Annotated in this window: 17 protein-coding genes and 1 pseudogene; 8 read left to right on the plus strand and 10 right to left on the minus strand. The window is 71.1% G+C overall.

Annotated features, from left to right (window positions below; translation table 11 throughout):
• Nucleotides 1–9 precede the first annotated feature (9 nt).
• A complete protein-coding gene (locus KX816_19610) occupies nt 10–2,079 on the plus strand; it encodes a S9 family peptidase (GenBank protein ID QXQ06338.1) in 2,070 nt (689 codons plus the stop codon).
• Nucleotides 2,080–2,227: 148 nt separating this feature from the next.
• On the opposite strand, the gene KX816_19615 is transcribed toward KX816_19610, so the two are convergent.
• The 3 genes from KX816_19615 to KX816_19625 form a co-directional block, all read right to left on the minus strand.
• Nucleotides 2,228–2,821 carry an FMN-binding negative transcriptional regulator gene (locus KX816_19615; GenBank protein ID QXQ06339.1) on the minus strand — a complete coding sequence of 198 codons (594 nt, stop codon included), beginning with the start codon at nt 2,819–2,821 and terminating at the stop codon, nt 2,228–2,230.
• Nucleotides 2,822–2,927: 106 nt separating this feature from the next.
• The gene (locus KX816_19620; protein ID QXQ08694.1) at nt 2,928–3,575 is read right to left on the minus strand and encodes a glutathione S-transferase N-terminal domain-containing protein; all 648 of its coding nucleotides are present in this window, start codon (nt 3,573–3,575) and stop codon (nt 2,928–2,930) included.
• A gap of 10 nt (nt 3,576–3,585) precedes the next feature.
• The gene (locus tag KX816_19625; GenBank protein ID QXQ06340.1) at nt 3,586–4,377 is read right to left on the minus strand and encodes an enoyl-CoA hydratase; all 792 of its coding nucleotides are present in this window, start codon (nt 4,375–4,377) and stop codon (nt 3,586–3,588) included.
• Nucleotides 4,378–4,487: 110 nt separating this feature from the next.
• Between KX816_19625 and KX816_19630 the strand changes: the two genes are divergently transcribed.
• Nucleotides 4,488–6,485 (plus strand): CHASE3 domain-containing protein, encoded by a 1,998-nt coding sequence (locus KX816_19630; protein ID QXQ06341.1) that lies wholly within the window; start codon nt 4,488–4,490, stop codon nt 6,483–6,485.
• 73 nt (nt 6,486–6,558) lie between these two features.
• On the opposite strand, the gene KX816_19635 is transcribed toward KX816_19630, so the two are convergent.
• The 4 genes from KX816_19635 to KX816_19650 are packed head-to-tail and all read right to left on the minus strand — an operon-like array spanning nt 6,559 to nt 10,212.
• Nucleotides 6,559–6,822 carry a UvrB/UvrC motif-containing protein gene (locus KX816_19635; GenBank protein QXQ06342.1) on the minus strand — a complete coding sequence of 88 codons (264 nt, stop codon included), beginning with the start codon at nt 6,820–6,822 and terminating at the stop codon, nt 6,559–6,561.
• A 14-nt stretch (nt 6,823–6,836) separates the two neighbouring features.
• Entirely contained in the window at nt 6,837–8,840 is a 2,004-nt protein-coding gene (gene thrS / locus KX816_19640) for a threonine--tRNA ligase (GenBank protein QXQ06343.1), read from the minus strand.
• 47 nt (nt 8,841–8,887) lie between these two features.
• Nucleotides 8,888–9,676: a DUF2189 domain-containing protein gene (locus KX816_19645; GenBank protein QXQ06344.1), complete on the minus strand. Its 789-nt coding sequence runs from the start codon at nt 9,674–9,676 to the stop codon at nt 8,888–8,890.
• Nucleotides 9,677–9,714: 38 nt separating this feature from the next.
• Nucleotides 9,715–10,212: a tryptophan-rich sensory protein gene (locus tag KX816_19650; protein QXQ06345.1), complete on the minus strand. Its 498-nt coding sequence runs from the start codon at nt 10,210–10,212 to the stop codon at nt 9,715–9,717.
• 46 nt (nt 10,213–10,258) lie between these two features.
• Here KX816_19650 and bchI point away from each other — a divergent pair, with 46 nt between their 5' ends.
• Genes bchI through KX816_19665 form a run of 3 tightly spaced genes read left to right on the plus strand, consistent with a single transcriptional unit; the run spans nt 10,259 to nt 13,856 of the window.
• Complete coding sequence (bchI, locus tag KX816_19655; GenBank protein ID QXQ06346.1) at nt 10,259–11,290, plus strand: magnesium chelatase ATPase subunit I; 1,032 nt, start codon at nt 10,259–10,261, stop codon at nt 11,288–11,290.
• A complete protein-coding gene (locus KX816_19660; GenBank protein ID QXQ06347.1) occupies nt 11,287–13,002 on the plus strand; it encodes a magnesium chelatase subunit D in 1,716 nt (571 codons plus the stop codon). The genes bchI and KX816_19660 overlap by 4 nt, the downstream gene beginning before the upstream one ends.
• The gene (locus KX816_19665) at nt 12,999–13,856 is read left to right on the plus strand and encodes an alpha/beta fold hydrolase (protein QXQ06348.1); all 858 of its coding nucleotides are present in this window, start codon (nt 12,999–13,001) and stop codon (nt 13,854–13,856) included. The genes KX816_19660 and KX816_19665 overlap by 4 nt, the downstream gene beginning before the upstream one ends.
• 143 nt (nt 13,857–13,999) lie before the next feature.
• On the opposite strand, the gene KX816_19670 is transcribed toward KX816_19665, so the two are convergent.
• From KX816_19670 to KX816_19680, 3 genes and pseudogenes are all read right to left on the minus strand, one after another.
• Nucleotides 14,000–14,707 (minus strand): hydratase, encoded by a 708-nt coding sequence (locus tag KX816_19670; protein QXQ08695.1) that lies wholly within the window; start codon nt 14,705–14,707, stop codon nt 14,000–14,002.
• Nucleotides 14,708–14,826: 119 nt separating this feature from the next.
• Nucleotides 14,827–16,371: pseudogene (gene crtI / locus KX816_19675) on the minus strand (phytoene desaturase).
• Nucleotides 16,368–16,823, minus strand: a complete 456-nt coding sequence (locus KX816_19680) for a GFA family protein (GenBank protein QXQ06349.1) — start codon at nt 16,821–16,823, stop codon at nt 16,368–16,370. Before KX816_19680 ends, crtI begins: the two are co-directional and overlap by 4 nt.
• 4 nt (nt 16,824–16,827) lie before the next feature.
• On the opposite strand from KX816_19680, the gene KX816_19685 reads away from it, so the two are divergent.
• From KX816_19685 to bchC, 3 genes are all read left to right on the plus strand, one after another.
• Entirely contained in the window at nt 16,828–17,274 is a 447-nt protein-coding gene (locus tag KX816_19685) for a YaiI/YqxD family protein (protein QXQ08696.1), read from the plus strand.
• A gap of 2 nt (nt 17,275–17,276) precedes the next feature.
• Entirely contained in the window at nt 17,277–18,386 is a 1,110-nt protein-coding gene (locus KX816_19690; GenBank protein QXQ08697.1) for a methyltransferase domain-containing protein, read from the plus strand.
• A 118-nt stretch (nt 18,387–18,504) separates the two neighbouring features.
• The gene (bchC, locus tag KX816_19695) at nt 18,505–19,419 is read left to right on the plus strand and encodes a chlorophyll synthesis pathway protein BchC (protein QXQ08698.1); all 915 of its coding nucleotides are present in this window, start codon (nt 18,505–18,507) and stop codon (nt 19,417–19,419) included.
• Nucleotides 19,420–19,444 lie beyond the last annotated feature (25 nt).

Raw genomic sequence — 19,444 nt, forward strand, 5'->3', positions numbered from 1 at the left:
GGAGGCACGATGGCACCGGAGCGGATCGGGACGGGGGTGCTGGCGCTGGTGATCGCCGCGCTCGTCGGGACTGCCGCGACCGCGCGCGGGCCGATCGAGCCGGCCGACATCATGGGCCTGCGCGACATGCGGCAGGTCGCGATGGCGCCGGATGGGCGTACGATCCTGTTTACCGTGCAGGACCAGATGGCGACCTTCTCGCCGCCGCACGCGACGGTGTGGTCGGTGCCCGCCGACGGCAGCGCCCCGGCGCGCCGCTTCATCGTCAGTGCGGGGGTCGACGACAGCCCGGCCTGGGCCCCGGACGGGCGCTCGGTCGCCTTCCTGTCGAACCGCAAGAACCCGCTCAGCGGCGGTGCAGACACGGGTTATGCCTTCAGGGTCGATGCCGCGACCACCCCGGGCGCGCCGGTCGCCGCGATTCCGCCACCCGCCGAAATACCCGCCGCCGGGGCCGAGCCGTCGCGGCAATTGTGGCTGATCCCGGCGCATGGCGGCGAGGCCGAGCCGCTGACGGCGCTGCCCGGCGACATCGCCAGCTTCGCCTGGTCGCCCGACGGCACCCGCGTCGCCTTCCTCAGCGCCGATCCCGAAACGCCTGCGGAGGTCGCCGACCGGACCGCCAAGCGTGACGCCGTCGTGGTCGACAAGCCGCGCGCCTTCACCCGGCTGTGGGTGTTCGACCTCGCCAGCCACGTCGCGCGCAAGCTGTCGCCGCCCGGGCTCAACGTCAGCGCGGTCGACTGGTCGCCGAACGGTCGCGAACTCGCGCTGCGGGTGTCCGACACGACGGGGATCAACGAGTATTTCTACCACTCCCGGGTCGTCCGCTTCGACCTCGCCACCGGCAGCGTCGGCCCGGCGCTGGTCGAGCACGCTGGCGAAGGCCCGCGCTGGTCACCGGACGGTCGCTCGATCGTCGCGGCGCAGATCCAGCCCGGCTTCATCGGGACGGCGGTGCGCGTCGTCGATGTCGTCTCGGGGCGCGTCGCGGCCCCGGTCGACTCCTATCCGGGGCTTTTGAGCAATCTCCGCTGGACCCCGGACAGCCGCTCGCTGACCGCGCTGTCGTTCGAGCGGACCCGGTCGAAGCTTGTCCGCATCGCCCTCACCAAGCCGGGCGTGACGGTGCTGGCGGCGCTCGACGGCGAGGCCGCCGAGGCGTCGGCGAGCACCGACGGCAAGCGCTTCGCGGTGGCGCTGTCGAGCCCTGACCGACCGGCGGATGTGTGGACAGTCGCGGCCGGCGCGCCGCCCAAGGTCGTCACCCGGATCAATCCGCAGGTCGCCGACTGGTCGCTCGGGCACGTCCGCGAGATCCAGTGGAAGAACACCAAGGACGGCCAGACGATCTATGGCGTGCTGGTGACGCCGCCGGGATATGTCGCCGGCACCCCGATCAAGACCGTCGTGCAGCTGCACGGCGGGCCGGAGTGGGCGTGGTGGTCGGGGTGGCTCGGGAGTTGGCACGAGTGGGCGCAGATGCTCGCCAGCCACGGCTATGCGGTGCTGCTGCCCAACCCGCGCGGCTCCGATGGGCAGGGCACGGCCTTCGCGCGCGCCGTCGGCAAGGACTGGGGCGGCATGGACTATCAGGACGTGCTCGACGGCATCGACAGCCTGGTCGCGCAGAAGATCGCCGATCCGGCGCGGCTCGGCATCGGCGGCTGGAGCTATGGCGGCTTCCTGTCCGCATGGGCGGTGACACACGGCGACCGCTTCAAGGCGGCGGTGGTCGGTGCGGCACCGGTCGACCTGTCGGCGATGGCGCGGATTACCGACACGCCGGACTTCACGCTCGGCTATCTCGGGCAGGTCGATGCCAACGCCGCGAACTACGACGTGCATTCGCCGATCCGGCGCGTCGACACGGTGACGACGCCGGTGCTGGTGCTGCACGGGGCCGAGGATACGCGGGTGCCGGCCACCATGGGCCTGCAGTTCTATCGCGGTCTGAAACTGCTCGGCAAGGACGCCGAGATGGTGCGCTATCCGAGGGAGCCGCACTGGTTTCACGAGCCGGCGCATCAGGAGGATGTGCAGCGGCGGGTGCTGGCGTTCTTCGACGCGCATTTGTAGCGCTACGGTTTGGGGACGTCCCGGCCCCGATCGTCATCCCGGGCTTGACCCGGGACCCAGCTAACCCAGCGCTCGCACCCCGAAGTTAGCTGGGTCCCGGGTCAAGCCCGGGATGACGATTTTGAGCGGCTTCCCCCGGGATGACGACTCAGCGCTCGAAGCGCCGCATCCAGCGCACCAGCGCCGCATCCTCGTGGCTGGCGGCGATGCGCTCGAAGGTCGGGCGCGCCTCGTCCTGCCCCAGCTTGAAGCGGCCGTGGACCGCGGTAACCTTCGCCCGAAACGCGACGATCGCGCGGAGCATGCCGTCGTAGCGCGGGCCGATTTCGGACGACTGCCAGGGGTCGGGGCGGCCCCGCTCCACCGCGTCCGAGAGCACGTCGACCGACATCGCGGTCTCGTCGGGCAGGAACTCGACCTCGGCCTCGATGCGCAGCTGGGCATAGTTCCAGGTCGGGGCCCAGTCGCGGCGGCCGGCGTGCTCGGGGGAGATGTAGGCTTGCGGGCCCTGGAACAGGATCAGCGACCGGGGCGAGGCCGTCAGTTGCGCGAACAGCGGATTGCGGCGCCCCATGTGACCGAGGAGGTGGGTCACCCGGCCGTCGGGGCCGTCTTCGCCGAGCAGCGGCAGCAGGCTCGCCGCCGCCATGCCGCCGTCTGCCGCACATACCCAGGCGAGCGGGTATTCAGCGATCAGGTCGCGGACGTCGCCGTCCCGGTAGGTCTCGAAAACATCGGTCACAGGTTCAGCTATCGGCCCCAGCAGCGTCGATCATCGATGCTGTGCCCGGCTCGCGGCGACAACCGCCAAGACCGGAAAGAGTTCGGGGCCAAGCGCTGCGGCCCGGTCACGGGGCCGGTGGCACGACCTCCGCGGCGCGGGCGTACGCAGCAACGGTCGCGGGCCGCGCCTTGATCGCCGCGACCCAGCGGTCGACATGCGCGAAGTCGCCGGGAGCCGCGAACTCGTTGCTCAGGGCCGCGAACACCCACGGGTAACTCGCCATGTCGGCGACGCTGTAGTCGGCACCGGCGAGGAAGTCGTGGTCGGCCAGCCGCCGGTCCATGACGCCGAGCAGGCGCTTGGTCTCGTCGGTGTAGCGCTTGATGCCGTACTCGACGCGTTCGGGCGCGAACTTGACGAAGTGCGCGGCCTGGCCCGCCATCGGCCCGAGTCCGCCGACCTGCCAGAACAGCCACTCCTTGACAGCGACGCGCTCGCGCAGCGTGTCGCCGGCGAAGCGGTGCGCCTTCTTGGCGAGGTATAGCAGGATCGCCCCCGACTCGAAGATGCTCAGCGGCCCCTGCCCGTCGCCGGGATCGTGGTCGACGATCGCCGGCATGCGGTTGTTGGGGCTGATCTTGAGGAAGGCCGGCTCGAACTGCTCCTTGTTGCCGATGTTGACGGGCTTGAGCCGGTACTCGAACCCGCACTCCTCGAGCATCAGCGTGATCTTGTGCCCGTTCGGGGTCGGCCAGTAATAAAAGTCGATCATCCGGATTTCCTTACTGACCACGTCCTCGCGCCTGCACGGCGGCGCGCCGGGCTTCGACATCGGCGGCACCGACGCTGGCGTTGGCGGCCGCCCCGCGCTCGTGCTCGAGCGCCATCCCCTCGCCTAGGCTCGTCGCATAGCCGTCGTCGATCAACTTCTTGTAGGCCTGGATAAAGCCGGTCTCGATGCCCGCCATGTCGCGGGCGAGCGCGGTCGCGGCACCGAGCAGCTCGTTGGCCGGGACCACCCGGTTGACCAGCCCCCAGCGCTCGGCGGTCGCGGCGTCGAGGAAATTGCCGGTCAGCGACAGCTCCTTGGCCCGCGACGGGCCGATGATGCGGGAGAGCTTCTGGCTCAGCCCCCAGCCCGGCATGATGCCGACCCGGGCGTGGGTGTCGGCGAAGCGCGCGCCCTCGCTGGCGATCAGCACGTCGCAGGCGAGCGCGACCTCGAAGCCGCCGGTGATGGCGACGCCGTTGATGGCCCCGATGACCGGCTTGCGGCACAGTTCGATCGCCTTGACCGGGTTGGCGTCGGGCGCATCGGCGGTGGCGTCGGCCATCGCGCCCGCGTCGCTGCCGAGCTCCTTCAGGTCGAGCCCGGCGGTGAAGGCGCGGGTGCCCGACCCGGTCAGCACGACGGCGCGGACGCTGTCGTCGGCGTCGAGCGCGTGCATCGTCGCGGCCAGGCTCGCGCGCAGCGATTTCGACAGCGCGTTCATCGCCTGCGGGCGGTTGAGCGTCACTACCGCGACCCCGTCGCCGATCTCGACCAGAACCTCGTCGCTACCGATCTCGTTCATGCCGTGCTCCTCAACCGCTGTCCGCCGTGCGTCTTTGCCGCGCTCCTGCGGCCCCGTCAAAATCGCCGATCGACGTTGCCAAACTGCCGGGCCACCAATATCAACGCGCTATGGACGGGGCTCCCCTGATCGAGGTGAACGCCGAGGCCCCCGCCACCTACTCCCGCATATCGTGGGTGCTGGCGCTGGTCGCTGCTGCCGGCTTCGCGTTGCTGCTGGGCGGGCTGGTCCAGTCCAGCCTGCGCGCCAATGCCGCTCGCGACAACGCCGCCGCGTGGCAGCTGCACACGTACCAGGTCATGCTCACCGCCGAGCGGTTGCAATCGGCGGTGTTCGATGCCCAGCGCAGTCGGCGCGGCTATGTCATCAACGACGGGCGCGACCTGGCGCTGCTGATCCCCTACCGCGCCGCGGTGGCGAAGGTGCCGGGGCTGATCCGCGAGTTGCGCCGGCTGACCGCCGACAGCCCCGACCAGCAGCAGCGCATCACCACGCTCGACGCGCTGATCGCGCCCCAGCTCAGGCGGATGGCCGATCTGTCGACCGCGACCCGGCAGAAGGCGACGGTCGGCAACGACGGCAGCACGTCGGCGGGCGAGGTCAATATCAACCAGATCCGCGCGGCCGTCGCCCGCATCGTCGACACCGAGCAGGGCCTGCTGCGCGCCCGCAACGACCGCGTCCGCGAGGCCGATGCCGAGGTCAAGGCGGCGTCGCGCTCGCTGTCGTTCTCGGGGCTGGCGTTGCTCGTCATCGCGCTGGTGACGGGTAGCTTCGCGGTCAATGCCCTGCTGCGGGCGCGGCGCGCGGCGCAGGACGCCGCGGAGGCGGTGCAGGCGCGCATCGCACTCGAGGTCGCGGTCAACGCGCGCACCGCCGAGATCGCCGCGTCGAACACCGCGCTGCGCCAGGAGATCGCCGCCAAGCAGGCCGCCGAGGCGCAGATCCGCCAGATGCAGAAGCTCGAGTCGATCGGCCAGCTGACCGGCGGCATCGCGCACGACTTCAACAACATGCTGTCGATCATCATCGGCAGCCTCGACCTCGCGGTGCGGCGCTTGAACGAGCCGGACGGACGCGTCCGCAAGTACATCGACAACGCCACCGACGGCGCCAAGCGCGCCGCGGCGCTGACCGCGCGGCTGCTCGCCTTCTCGCGCCAGCAGGCGCTGGCGCCGGAGCCGATCGACGCCAATGTCTTCGTCGGCAACATCTCGGAACTGCTGCGGCGGACGCTCGGCGAGGGCATCAAGATCGAGACGGTGCTGGCGGGCGGCCTGTGGCGCACTTATGCCGACGCGGGCGAGCTCGAGAATGCGGTGGTCAACCTCGCGGTCAACGCCCGCGACGCGATGGAGGGCAGCGGCCGGCTGACCATCGAGACCGCCAACACCCACCTCGACGATGCCTACGCCCGCGACCATGCCGATGTCACGCCGGGGCAATATGTCGTGGTCTGTGTCACCGACACCGGCGGCGGCATGCCCGCCGAGGTCATCGAGAAGGCGTTCGACCCGTTCTTCACGACCAAGTCGGTCGGCAAGGGCACCGGCCTCGGGCTCAGCCAGGTCTACGGCTTCGTCAAGCAGTCGGGCGGCCACGTGAAAATCTATTCGGAGGCCGGCAAGGGCACGACGGTCAAGCTGTACATGCCGCGCTGGACCGGAGCGGATGCGACCCCGCGCGAGCTCCTGCCCACCGCCGCGATGCCGGTCGCCGTCGACGGCGAGATCATCGTCGTGGTCGAGGACGAGGAGCGCGTCCGGCTGGTGACGGTCGATGCGCTGCGCGACCTCGGCTACCAGGTCGTCCACGCCGGCGACGGGCGCGAGGCACTGACCTTGCTGGCCACCATGGACCGGGTCGACCTGTTGTTCACCGATATCGTCATGCCCAACATGAACGGGCGCGAGCTTGCCGACGCCGCGCGCTTCCACCGCGAGGGCATCAAGGTCCTGTACACCACCGGCTATACGCGCAACGCCGTCGTCCACAACGGCATGCTGGATGCGGACGTGGCGTTCCTGCCGAAGCCGTTCACGGTCCAGGCGCTGGCGTTGAAGGTGCGGCAGGTGCTCGACGGCGGCGGGGTCAACCGGCGGGTCTGAGAGGAACAAGGGCCGAGCTAGATCAACATTGACAGGGCGGAAAGTGATGAGCGGATGCTGGACTCTCCCCCACCTACTTCTGCCCCCGCCCGCGCCCCTTGGTCATCGGGTCCGGCTTCTTCGGCCGCACCCACCCGGGCGGCGGGGTCATGCGCTGCTGGCTGGTGCCGAGCCCCATGCCGCCGGGCTGCTGGCGGTGAAGTTCACCCGCCTCGCGCGCCGTATCCGCATCACGCAGCGCCTTGAGTTCGTCCCGCAGTCGTGCCGCGAGTTCGAAGTCGTTGTTTGCCGCCGCGGCGCGCATCTGGGCTTCGAGGGTATCGCGGGTGGTCGCCATGGCCCCTCAACGCATCACGCGAGATCGGGTGGCACGGCCTCGCCCGCCAGTTTGGCGATCGCCTCCGCCAGGGGCAGCACGATCTGGTCACCACCACCGAGCGGCCGCAGCGCGACAGTGCGCTCCTCGGCCTCGCGGCGTCCGACGACGAGCAGGTAGGGCACCTTGGCGAGGCTGTGCTCGCGGACCTTGTAGTTGATCTTCTCGTTGCGGACATCGGTGTCGGCGCGCAGGCCCGCGACCGTCAGCGCCTTGGTGACCTCCGCCGCATAGTCGTCGGCATCGCTGACGATCGTCGCGACCACCGCCTGCACCGGGGCAAGCCACAGCGGGAAGCGCCCGGCGTGGTGCTCGATCAGGATGCCGATGAAGCGCTCGAAGGTGCCGAGGATGGCGCGGTGGAGCATGACCGGGCGGTGGCGCTCGCCGTCCTCGCCCACGTAGCTCGCGTCGAGGCGCTCGGGGAGCACATAGTCGAGCTGAATGGTGCCGCACTGCCACGTCCGGCCGATCGCGTCGGTCAGGTGAAATTCGAGCTTGGGCGAGTAGAACGCGCCCTCGCCCGGCAGTTCCTCCCAGCCGTACTCGGGGCCTTGGCGGCCCGCGAGCCGCACGGCTTCGCGCAGGTCGCCCTCGGCGCGGTCCCACATTTCCTCGGTGCCGAAGCGCTTTTCGGGGCGCAGCGCCAGCTTGATCGCATAGCTGTCGAAGCCGAGGTCCTTGTAGATTACGTCTAGGAGCTCGCAGAACAGCCGCACCTCCTCGACGATCTGGTCCTCGCGGCAGAAGATGTGCGCGTCGTCCTGGGTGAACTGGCGGACCCGCATGATGCCGTGGAGCGCGCCGTGGGGCTCGTTCCGATGACAGCAGCCGAACTCCGCCATGCGGATCGGCAGGTCGCGGTAGCTCTTGATGCCCTGGCGGAAAATCAGCACGTGCGCCGGGCAGTTCATCGGCTTGAGCGCCATCAGGTCGCCCTCGCCTGACAATACCGGACCCTCGTCGTCGATGTTGGGGACCTCGTCGGGGACCACGAACATGTTCTCGCGGTACTTGCCCCAATGGCCCGACGCCTCCCACTGGCGCGCGTCCATCAACTGCGGCGTCTTGACCTCGCGGTAGCCGGCCGCGTCGAGGCGGCGGCGCATGTACGCCTCCAACTGGCGCCAAAGGAGGAAGCCCTTGGGGTGCCAGAACACCGAACCTTGCGCCTCCGACTGGAGGTGGAACAGGTCCATGTCCTGACCGATGCGGCGATGGTCGCGCTTCGCCGCTTCCTCGAGCCGCACCAGATGCGCGTCGAGCTGCTTCTTGTTGAGCCAGCCGGTGCCATAGATGCGGCTGAGCATCGCGTTCGACTGGTCGCCGCGCCAATAGGCACCGGACACGCGCGTCAGCTTGAAAGCGTTGGGGTCGAGCTTGCCGGTCGAAGGCAAATGCGGGCCGCGGCACAGGTCGAGCCACGCGTCAGGCTCGTTTCCTGCCTTGTAGACCGTCAGCGGCTCGCCCTCGGGAAGCTCCGCCGCCCACTCTGCCTTGAAGCTCTCATTGTGGTCGCGGAAGTGCGCGATCAGCCGGTCGCGGTCCCACTCCTCGCGGATCAGCGGCGCGTTGCGACCGATGACGCGGCGCATCTCGGCCTCGATGGCGGGCAGGTCCTCCTCGGTAAACGGGCGGTCCTTCGGCGCGAAGTCGTAGTAGAAGCCATCGTCCGTCGACGGGCCGAAGGTGATCTGCGTGTCGGGGAAGAGGTGCTGCACCGCCTCCGCCAGCACGTGCGCATAGTCGTGCCGCGCCAGCTCGAGCGCGACCGCCTCGTCCTTCGACGTCACCAGCGCCAGCGACGCATCCGCTTGAATGGGCCGCGACAGGTCGACCAGCGAGCCGTCGACGCGCGCCGCCAGCGCCGCCTTGGCGAGGCCCGGGCCGATGCTCTCCGCAACCTGAAGGCCGGTAGTGCCACGCGCGACTTCGCGAGCGGAACCGTCGGGGAGCGTCAGGGTGATAAGGTCGGACATAGCGCGCGGAGGTGGGCAAACCCGCGCGCTAAGTCAACCTGCGGGCCTCAGCGCGCCACCACCCGCGTATACAGGTGCCACGTCGCGTACCCCAGCACCGGCAGCGCGACGACCAGGCCGACGAACAGCGGGATCGCGCCCGCCAGCAGGACCAGGGCGACCGTCACGCCCCAGCGGATCATCGTGCCCGGCGAGGCGCGGAACGCCGCGACGGACGTAGCGACCGCCTTGAGCGGATCGACGGGCCGGTCGACGACCATCGGGAAGCTGAACGCCGCGACCGCCAGCGTCAGCAGCGCGAACAATGCGCCGACGAGGTTGCCGACGACGATCATGGTCAGGCCGGGGCCGGTGGTCAGCGCGTTGGCGAAGGTCGAGGGGGTGTCGGGCCCGAGCTTGCCGAGCGTCTCCTGGTAGATCAGCCACGCCGCCGCCATCCACGCGACGAAGATCACCGCGAGCATGCCGGTCAGCATCGCCAGTGGCAGCCGCGAGCGGCCCTTCAACGGGTCGAGGAAATGCCACCAGCTGGCGTCGATGCGCGCCTCGCGCCGCCGCGCCAGCTCGTAGAACCCTGCCGCCGCGATCGGCCCGACCAGCGCAAACCCGGCCGCGAGCGGGAAGATCAGCGGGAACAGCTCCGAGTTGAAGGCGAAAACGGAGGCGAGGAAACCGACCACGGCGTAGATGAACGGGATCAGCAGGATATCGCCGCGCTTTTCCTTGAAGTCATTCCAGCCCTCCTTGAGGGCCCAGTCGAGGTCGGCGGCGGTGATGGTTCGGACGGGGGCGGGCGCCGTATCGATGCGGCCGTCGTGCGTCAGATTGGTGTCCATCACTCGTCTCCTTCGAAACGCCGTCAGGCTGGGGTCGATCAAACAGTCCCGGTCGTATTCCTCGTCTCGCGCCCGAACGGCGCGTTGCGGATGACGATAGCGCGATTGAGCACGCCGGCAAAGCTGACCCAAAGCAGGTAGGGCACGACGAACCATGCGCCCGCCGGTGACTGCGCGTGCACGACCACCACCAGCACGGCGACCGAAACCCACAGGAAGACCCACTCGATCATTGCCCAGTCGGGCCGCCGCGCGACGAAGAACAACGGGCTCCACAGCAGGAAGAACACCGCATTGACCGCGTAGGCGATGATCAGGTCGACGCGGCCCGCGGCATCGGCGGCGTTCCACGCCCAGACCGCGGCGGTCGCGGCGCCGGCGAGAATCAGCGACCAGGCCGGGCCGAACAGCCAGTTCGGCGGCTGCCACGGCGGCTTGGCGAGATCGCGGTACCAAGGTGTCAGCGGCGTCGTCGCGCCGCCCGCGGTGCCCAGTGCCAGCGCGCACCCGGCTGCGACATAGATGACCGTCTGCATTGCTGGCGGTTGTCCCATACCCGTCGCCTGACTTACAACCGCAAAGATGATCAGCGCCTTCCCGGTATCCGCCTCGTTCCCGTTCTCGGCGATCGTCGGGCAGGACGAGATGAAGGCGGCGCTGCTGATCGCGGCGGTCGACGCGCGCATCGGCGGGGTCATGGTGTTCGGCGACCGCGGCACCGGCAAGTCGACCGCGGTACGAGCGCTCGCGGCGCTGCTGCCGCCGATTCGCGTGGTCGCCGGCAGCCGCTTCAACGCCGACCCCGACGACCGCGCGCGCTACGCCGCCGACCCTGTCGCGCTGACCGGCAAGGCGGTGCGCGGCGCGGTGCCGTTCGTCGACCTGCCGCTGGGTGCGACAGAAGACCGCGTCGTCGGCGCGCTCGATCTCGAAGCCGCGCTGACCCGCGGCGAGAAGCGCTTCGAGCCCGGCCTGCTGGCGCGCGCCCACCGCGGCTTCCTGTACATCGACGAGGTCAATCTGCTCGAGGACCACCTCGTCGACCTGCTGCTCGATGTTGCCGCGTCGGGCGAGAACGTCGTCGAGCGCGAGGGGCTGTCGGTGCGCCACCCGGCGCGCTTCGTGCTGGTCGGCAGCGGCAACCCCGAGGAGGGCGAACTGCGCCCGCAATTGCTCGACCGCTTCGGGCTGTCGGTCGAGGTGCGGACGCCCAACAACCTGACCGACCGGGTCGAGATCCTGCGCCGCTGCGATGCCTTCGAGCGCACGCCTGCAACGTTTGCCGAGCATTGGGCGAAGGCCGAAGCCAAGACCCTGCGCCGGATCGCGCGGGCTCGCGACGGGGTGAACGGCGTCGTCGTGCCGGACGCGGTGCTCATGCTCGCGTCGAAACTGTGCATGGCGGTCGGGGCGGACGGGCTGCGCGGCGAGCTGACACTGATGCGGGCGTCGCGCGCCGCAGCGGCGCTCGACGGCGACGACATGGTGACGCCCGCGCATGTCGGCAGCGTCGCGGCGATGGCGCTGCGGCACCGATTGCGGCGCGGGGTGCTCGACGAGACCGGGTCGGGCGTGCGGATCGAGCGGGCGCTGGCGGAAGTCCTCGCGGCGTGAGCGACGCCGAACCGACCGTGCTCGACCTGTTCGCGGTCGACCCGATCGGTTTCGGCGGCGTCATCCTGAGCGGCCCGCCGTCGCTGGCGCGAGACCGCTGGCTGGCGGGGCTCGCGGCTTGCATCGGACCGCTGCGCCGCCTGCCGCCGGGGATCGACGATGCGCGGCTGATCGGCGGGCTCGACGTCGCCGCGACGCTGGCGGCCGGGCGGCCGATTGCGGCAGGGGGCTTGCTCGCCGAGGCCGACGGCGGGGTCGTCGTGGTGCCGATGGCCGAGCGCATCGGCGACGGGCTGGCGGGACGGCTGGCGGCGGTACTCGACACCGGCGAGGTCGTGGTCGAGCGTGACGGCGCGGCGGCACGGTCCCCGGCGCGGGTTGCACTGGTGCTGCTCGACGAGGGCGTCGAAGAGGAACGTGTACCGGATGGGCTCGCGGAGCGGATTTCGTTTCACGTGAAACAGGATTTGAGCAGCACGGTACCCGACCCGGCGGCAGTCGAACGCGCGCGTGAGCGGCTGGCAACCGTCGGCGCGGCATCCGACGCGGTGCTTCAGGCGCTGTGCGCGGCGGCGGCGCTGCTCGGGGTCGATTCGGCGAGAGCGGTGGTGTTCGCGCTGCGGGCGGCGCGGGTTGCGGCGGCGCTCGGCGGGCGCAACGTGATCGGTGATGAGGATGCCGTGATGGCCGCTCAGTTGGTGCTGGCCCCGCGCGCGACGCGCGCCCCGCCGCTGCCCGAGGAGCAAGCGGACGAGCCTCCGCCACCGCCGCCCTCCGACGAGGCTCCCGACGACGCCGACCGGGACGAGGCCCCGCGCCCCGATGCGCTGACCGAGATCGTGCTCGCGGCGGTGCGTGCGGCATTGCCGGCGCAACTGCTCGCGGGTGGAGCCACCCCGCGCTCGCGCCGGCGCGGCGGAGTCGAGGGTGGGCGCGGTGCAGGCGAGCGGCGGCTGTCGTGGCGGCGCGGGCGGCCGACCGGGACTCGCGCCGGCACCCCGGGGGGCGGCAAGCGGCTCGCGCTGGCGGCGACGCTCGCGGCAGCAGCGGTGTGGCAGCGTGCGCGGCGTGGCGAGCTTGTCGAGTCGGGGCCGGGACCCGTCATCGTGCGCCCCTCCGACCTCCGCGTCCGGCGCTTCGAGACCCGCACCGAGGCGACCGTCATCGTCGTCGTCGACGCCAGCGGCTCGGCGGCGCTGGCCCGCCTGGCGGAGGCCAAGGGCGCGGTCGAGCTGTTGCTGGCACAGGCGTACGTCCTTCGCACACAGGTCGCCCTGATCGTTTTCCGTGGGAGCGGGGCCGAGGTGCTACTGCCGCCGACCCGCTCGCTGACCCGGGCGCGGCGCGTGCTCGGCGAGATGGCGGGAGGTGGGGGGACTCCGCTTGCGGCAGGCCTCGATGCGGCGCGGATGCTGGCGATGGCGGTGCGTGCGCGGGGGCGCACGCCGCGGCTGGTGGTCCTTACCGACGGGCGCGGCAACGTCGCGCGGGCCCCCGAAGCCGGCCGCGCGCAGGCCGAGCTCGACGCGACCAACGCTGCATCGCTGGTCCGCGCCGCCGGGATCGCGGCGATCCTGATCGACACGGCGCCCCGCCCGCGCCCCGCCACCGCCGCCTTCGCCGCGACAATGGGCGCGCGCTACCTCGCGCTGCCCCGCCTCGACGCAGACGCCGTCGCTAACGCTGCCGTGGCGCACGCCGCCGCCGCATGAGCAAGCCCGACTGGACCATCGAGGGCCGCGACTGGCCGAACCGCGACGCCAGCCGGTTCGTGGTCGCGGGTGGACTGCGGTGGCACGTCCAGGTCGCCGGCAACGGCCCGGTCGTGCTGCTCCTCCACGGTGCGGGCGCGGCGAGTCACAGCTGGAGGGACATCCTGCCCCGGCTGGCGGAGCGCTTCACCGTCGTCGCCCCCGACCTGCCCGGCCATGGCTTCACTGCGACCCCCGACCGTCACGGCCTGACGATGCCCGGCATGGCGCGCGCCGTCGCGGCGCTGCTGAGCGAACTCGGGCTCGCGCCGGCGCTGGTCGTCGGCCATTCGGCGGGAGCGGGCGTGGCGCTGCGACTCAGCCTCGACGGGCTGGTCCCACCGGTCCCGGTCGTGGCCCTCAACGGCGCGATGCTGCCCTTCCCGGGGGTTGCGGCGCAGCTGTTCCCGGCGCTGGCCCGGGTGCTGTTCACCAACCCACTGGTGCCGCGCCTGCTCAGTCTGCAAGCACAAATGCCGGGCGCGGTGGCGCAGGCGATCGGTCGTACCGGGAGCCGCATCGACGCCCGCGGGGTCGAGCTTTACGCGCGGCTGTTCCGGCGCTCCGGGCATGTCGCGGGGACGCTCGGCATGATGGCGAACTGGGACCTCGCGGGACTGAAGCGCGACCTGCCGCGGCTAGCGTCGCCGCTTCACCTGCTTGCGGGCGAGCGTGACATGACGATTCCTGCGAGCGTATCGCGGCAAGTCGCACCGCTGGTGCCGGGCGCGCGGCTCGAGATCATTTCCGGCCTCGGCCACCTGATGCACGAGGAACAACCGGAGCGCTTTGCCGCGCTGATCGCCAAGGCCTGAGCACCAGACCCTGCCCCCGTCTTGTCATTCCGGCGAACGCCGGAACCCAGTTGCATCACAAGCTCTGAACGCGGAGTTCGGAGGATAACTGGGTTCCGGCCTTCGCCGGAATGACCATCTTGCGCGCAAGAGACCTCTTCGTTCTACCGCCACCGCGGCATGCGGAACGGCAGCATCGCCTTGACCAGCGGGTGGCGGAAGCTGTCGAGGGCGAGACTCTCGTGAACGCTCAACACCGCCTCGCCGAACAACTGCCCGGCGACCGTCGAGCGCGCGTAGAAAGGTGAATCTTCCCACGTCCGGACGATCGAGGCCGCGGTCCCGGCGTCGGCGCGGGTCCGGCGGCCGACGCGCCACCCTGTCCTGGGCAGTTCGAACGGCGGCGGCGCGGTGACCGGCTCGGGTTGGCCGTGCCGGTCGAAACGGAGCGCCAGCGCGAACTCGCTGCCGTCACGCCGCAGCCCCTCGTAGAACACCAGGGTGTCGTCGCGGCGGTGGGCGCGCGACCATTGCCAGTCGGCGAAGCCCTCCTCCAGCGCCTCGCGGCCGTGGTTGCTGTCGATGTAGCCGGTGCCCGACCATTTCAGCCCGGGTTCGGCGAGGTCGACCTCGACGCGGGCGCGGGGAGCGACCGGCTGCCAGACATGGCGGCTGGCGGGGTCGAGCGGGAAGGCCTGCTCGTTGAAGTTTTCGGGCGTGATCCGGGCAGTACCGCGCAATTTCCGCGGGATCGGCGCGCCAATTTCGGCGAAGTCGACGACCAGCGCGTCGCCGTCCCAGCGCATCGCGCTCGGGCCGATGCGGAGCGTGTCGCGGTCACGGAGCAGGCTGTCACGCCCGCGCTCGGTCATCGCCCAGCGTCCGCGCGGGCCGTACAGCGCGACGTTCAAGGCGACATGGTCGAGCGGATCGCGGCGGCCCGATGCCCAGTAATACGGCGAGAACACGCTGCCGATGAACGCGATGATGGTTAGTCCGTGAACGCGGTCGTCGCTGAGCGCGTCGATGTACCACCAGGCATAGCCCTGCGGCTGCACCGCCGCGTCGAAGGGCGGGATCGCTAGGCCAGATCGTCGGTCAGGGCCTCCGCTCCCCGCATCCCTGAGAGCGCCGCCATCGGCACCCCCGCGCCCGGATGCGTCGCCCCGCCCGCCAGGTACAGCCACGGTAGCCGCGTCCGCGCTCCCGGCCGCTGGAACGCCGCGAACGGCCCGTGCGTCGCCCGACCGTACAGCGCTCCCCCCGTCGCCGGGAACAGGTCCGCGAAGCCCTGCGGCGTCGTCAGCACGCTGGCGCGCGGCGTCAGCGCCAGCCCGCTCCGCCTCAGCCGCTCGAAGGTCGCCGCCGTGCATGCCTCGATTGCGCCACTCCCCGGGGCAGTCTCGCCGAACGCGGGTGCGTTGACAATCAGCTGGAAACGCTCCGTTGCCGCAGTGGGTGCACCGGCGTCGGCGTCGCGGTCCTGCGCGCAGATGTAGACCGTCGGGTCGGCGGGCAGGCGGCCGGCGGCGAGGTCGGCGAACTCGCGGGGGTAGTCGTTCGAGAACAGGACGTTGTGCCGGACCAGCGGAAAGCCCGTGGCGGTGCCGTCGATTGTCCAGACCAGCGCCGACAGCGAGCAGTGCTGTTCGGCCATCGCCCGCACGGCCGGCCGCACCACTGCCCCGAACAGCCCCGCTGCCAGCGCCTGCGGGTCGGCGTTGACCACCACCGCAGCGGCCTCGATCCGCTCGCCGCCCGCCAGCACGACACCGCCGGAATCGATCGTCGCGACGCTCGTGCCATAGCGGAAGCCCACGCCCTGGGCCTTGCCGAGCGCTGCGAGCGCGCGGGCCAAAGCGTGCATGCCGCCGTCGACCAGCCACACCCCGTCCGCCTCGACGGCGGCGATCAGCATCAGCGTCGCCGGTGCCGCAAAGGGCGACGACCCCGAGTAGGTTGCATAGCGCCCGAACAGCTGGCGCAGCCGCGGATCGGTGAAGTGCCTCGCCGAGCGGTCCCACAGCCGCGCGAACGGGTGGATGCCGGCAAGGCCGCGCAACCCCGCCAGCCCGACTCGCCGCGTCAGCCCGAGCGGCGAGGTCGCGGTGCCGCGCAGGAACGGCGTCTCGAGGGTGCGCAGGATCGCCCGCGCCTCCGCCATGAAGCTGCGGAAACCGCGCGCGTCGGCGGCTCCGGCAAAGACCCCGACCGCATCGGCGCTGGCGGCCTCGTCGGCGAACAGATCGAGGCGGTCGGGCCCCCAGGCGTGGCGCGCGAGGATGCCCGCGGGGCGCAGCGTCACCGCGTCGTCGAGGCTCGCGCCGCAGCGGGCGAACACCTCGTCGAAGACCCAGCGCATCGTGAACACCGTCGGGCCGCCGTCGACCGCAACGCCGCCGACGTCGACCTGCCGGACCTTGCCGCCGGGCGCGTCCTGCCGCTCGACGACGGTGACCGCGAAGCCGCGCGCCGCCAGCAGCGCGGCGGCGACCAGCCCGCCGATGCCGGCCCCGACGACGACGACGCGCTTCAGGAGACGCCCTGCGGATAGTGCGCGGCGACGCTGGCGAGCTCCGCCCAGGGGTGCGCGGACTGCTCCCACACCGAGCGCAGCGGCGGCGGTGCCTGCGGGTCAGCGAAGGCTCCGACCGCGATGCCGATCAGCCCGGGGTGCTTCGCGGTCGACCACACGACGCTGGCGCCGCACACCGGGCAGAAGCGCGTCGTGAACGTTCCGCCGGTCGCGGTCGGGCGGCTATAGGCCCGTGCCGCACCGCTGACGGTGACCGCCTCGGCGGGGTAATAGGCGGCGACGCCGAACGCCGAGCCGGTGCGGCGCTGGCAGTCGATGCAGTGGCACGCGACCACCATCGGCGAATAAGCGGCGACCTCGGCGGTCAGCGCGCCGCACTGGCAACTCGCGATCGGCATGGTCTGTCTCCCCCGGTTGCGGCCCGGCTCCACACCGCTGATAACAGCCGCCATGAGCTTGCGCATCCTCGTCGACGGCGACGCCTGCCCGGTCAAGGAGGAGATCTACAAGGTTGCCTTCCGCCACGCCGTGCCGGTCGCCGTCGTCAGCAACAGTTATTTCCGGGTCCCCCAGCACCCGCTCGTCGAGCAGGTCGTGGTCAGCGACAAGTTCGATGCCGCCGACGACTGGATCGCCGAGGCGGCGGGGCCAGCGACCATTGTCGTCACCGCCGACATCCTGCTCGCCGACCGTGCGGTCAAGGCAGGCGCGACGGTGCTGTCCCCGACCGGCAAGCCGTTCACCGCGAACTCGATCGGGAGTGCGGTGGCGACCCGCGCGATCATGGCCGACCTGCGGGCCGGGGGTGACATCATCGGCGGCCCAGCTCCGTTCGCGAAAACGGACCGGTCTCGGTTCCTGTCGGCGCTGGACGCAGCGCTGGTGCGGATGGGGCGCGCTTGAGCTTGCGCGCGGATTGGGTGCGATGGCGCAACCGGCGGCTGTCCTCGCCGCGCTTCCAGGCGTGGGCGAGCCGCTTCCCTCTGACGCGGCCCCGGGCACGGGCCGAGGCGGCCGGGTTGTTCGATCTGGTCGCGGGGTTCGTCCATGCGCAGATCCTGGCGGCGTGCGTCGAGCTGGGTCTGTGCGAGCGGCTGCGGAAGCGGACCGCGACGACTGTCCAGTTGGCGGCGGAGTTCGAGCTGCCGCTCGATTCGATGCGGCGGCTGTTGCGCGGGGCGGGGGCGCTGGGGCTGGTGGAGCCATTGGGTGACGGCTGGGCGCTGGGGTCGCGGGGGGCGGCGCTGCTCGGCAATCCCGGGGTGGCGGCGATGATCGCGCACCACAAGGCCTTTTATGCGGACATGGCGGACCCGGTTGCGCTCCTGCGGCGCGGCGGGGGTGGCGGGGCGCTGGCGGACTACTGGGCCTATGCGCGGGCCGACGACGCGGCGGCGGCGAGCCCGGCGGCGGTCGGTCCGTATTCGGCGCTGATGGCGGCGTCGCAGCCGATGGTGGCGGCACAGGTGGTCGCGGCGGCGGGACTCGGCGGCTATCGGCGGCTGCTCGATGTCGGCGGGGGCGAGGGAGCGTTCGTGCGGGCGGTCGCTGCAGCGGTGCCGGGGCTGGAGCTTGCGGTGTTCGACCTGCCGGCGGTGGCGGCGCGGGCGCGGGTGGCGCTCGAGGCGGCGGGGCTGGCGCGGATCGAGACGCATGGCGGCAGCTTCTTCGACGACCCGCTGCCGGGGGGCTTCGACCTCATCACGCTGGTCCGCATCCTCCACGACCACGACGACGCGCCAGTGCTGAAGCTACTGTGCCAGGTCCGCGCGGCGCTTCCCCCCGGCGGGACGCTTCTGATCGCCGAGCCGATGACTGCGCCGCGCCCGGAACGGGTCGGCGACGCGTATTTCGGGTTTTACCTGCTGGCGATGGGGTCGGGACGGGCGCGTACCCCCGACGAGTTAGACGCGCTGCTGGCCGAAGCCGGGTTTACCGGGATCCGCCGCATTGCCACCGACCTACCGCTGGTCGCCGGGATCATCCTAGCAAAAACAACCGTCAAAGCTGGTTGACAAGTATTTGCGTCAACCTAGACTGACACTTCGAAGCGTCCAGTTCATCTGACACTGGGCGCAGGCGGCAAAGTCCGCCGAAGGGAAGGGTCGTCTGGTGGAAACCATCGCTGTCGTCATGGGAGGACCGGGGCAACTCGCACTGCGTCCGCTCGGGCTGACGCCGATGGCCGCCGATGCCGTAACCGTCGCTATCGACTGGAGCGGCATTTCGACCGGCACCGAGCGGCTGCTCTACACCGGCCGGATGCCCGACTTCCCGGGCATGGGTTATCCGCTGGTGCCGGGCTACGAGTCGGTCGGTACGGTCGTCGATGCCGGCGCAGACGTCCGCTCGCGCCTCGGTGAGACGGTGTTCGTGCCCGGCGCGAACTGCTTCGACGGTGCCCGCGGTCTCTTCGGCGGCGCAGCGCGGCGGGTGGTCATCCCCGCGGCGCGCGCGCACCGCGTCGACGCATCGCTCAAGGAAAACGCGGTCCTGCTCGCGCTCGCCGCGACCGCGCACCACGCGCTCGTCGCCGGGCGTGTCCCCGAACTCGTCATCGGCCACGGCGTACTCGGACGACTGCTCGCCCGGGTCATCGTTGCCGCCGGTCACGCGGCGCCGGTGGTCTGGGAGACCAGCGCCGCCCGCCGCGCCGGTCAGCACGGCTACAGCGTTATCGACCCGCAGGCGGACGCCCGCCGCGACTATGCCTGCATCTGCGACATGAGCGGCGACGCAGGCCTGCTCGACACGCTGGTCGGACGGCTCGCCAAGGGCGGCGAGCTGGTCCTGGCGGGCTTCTACGAGGACCGTGTCGGTTTCGCCTTCGCCCCAGCCTTCATGCGCGAGGCGACGATCCGCATCGCCGCCGAGTGGCAGCCCGCCGACCTGACGGCGGTCAACACCCTGGTCGCGAGCGGCACACTGTCGCTCGACGGCCTGATCACCCACCGTTCCGACGCGAGTGCCGCCGCCGAGGCCTATCCGACCGCTTTCGGCGAGCCGGCCTGCCTCAAGATGATCCTCGACTGGAGGGCCCACGCGTGAGCCTCGAGAGTACCGATAAAGTCGC

Source organism: Sphingosinicellaceae bacterium, from assembly GCA_019285715.1.
Taxonomy (GTDB): Bacteria; Pseudomonadota; Alphaproteobacteria; order Sphingomonadales; family Sphingomonadaceae; genus Glacieibacterium.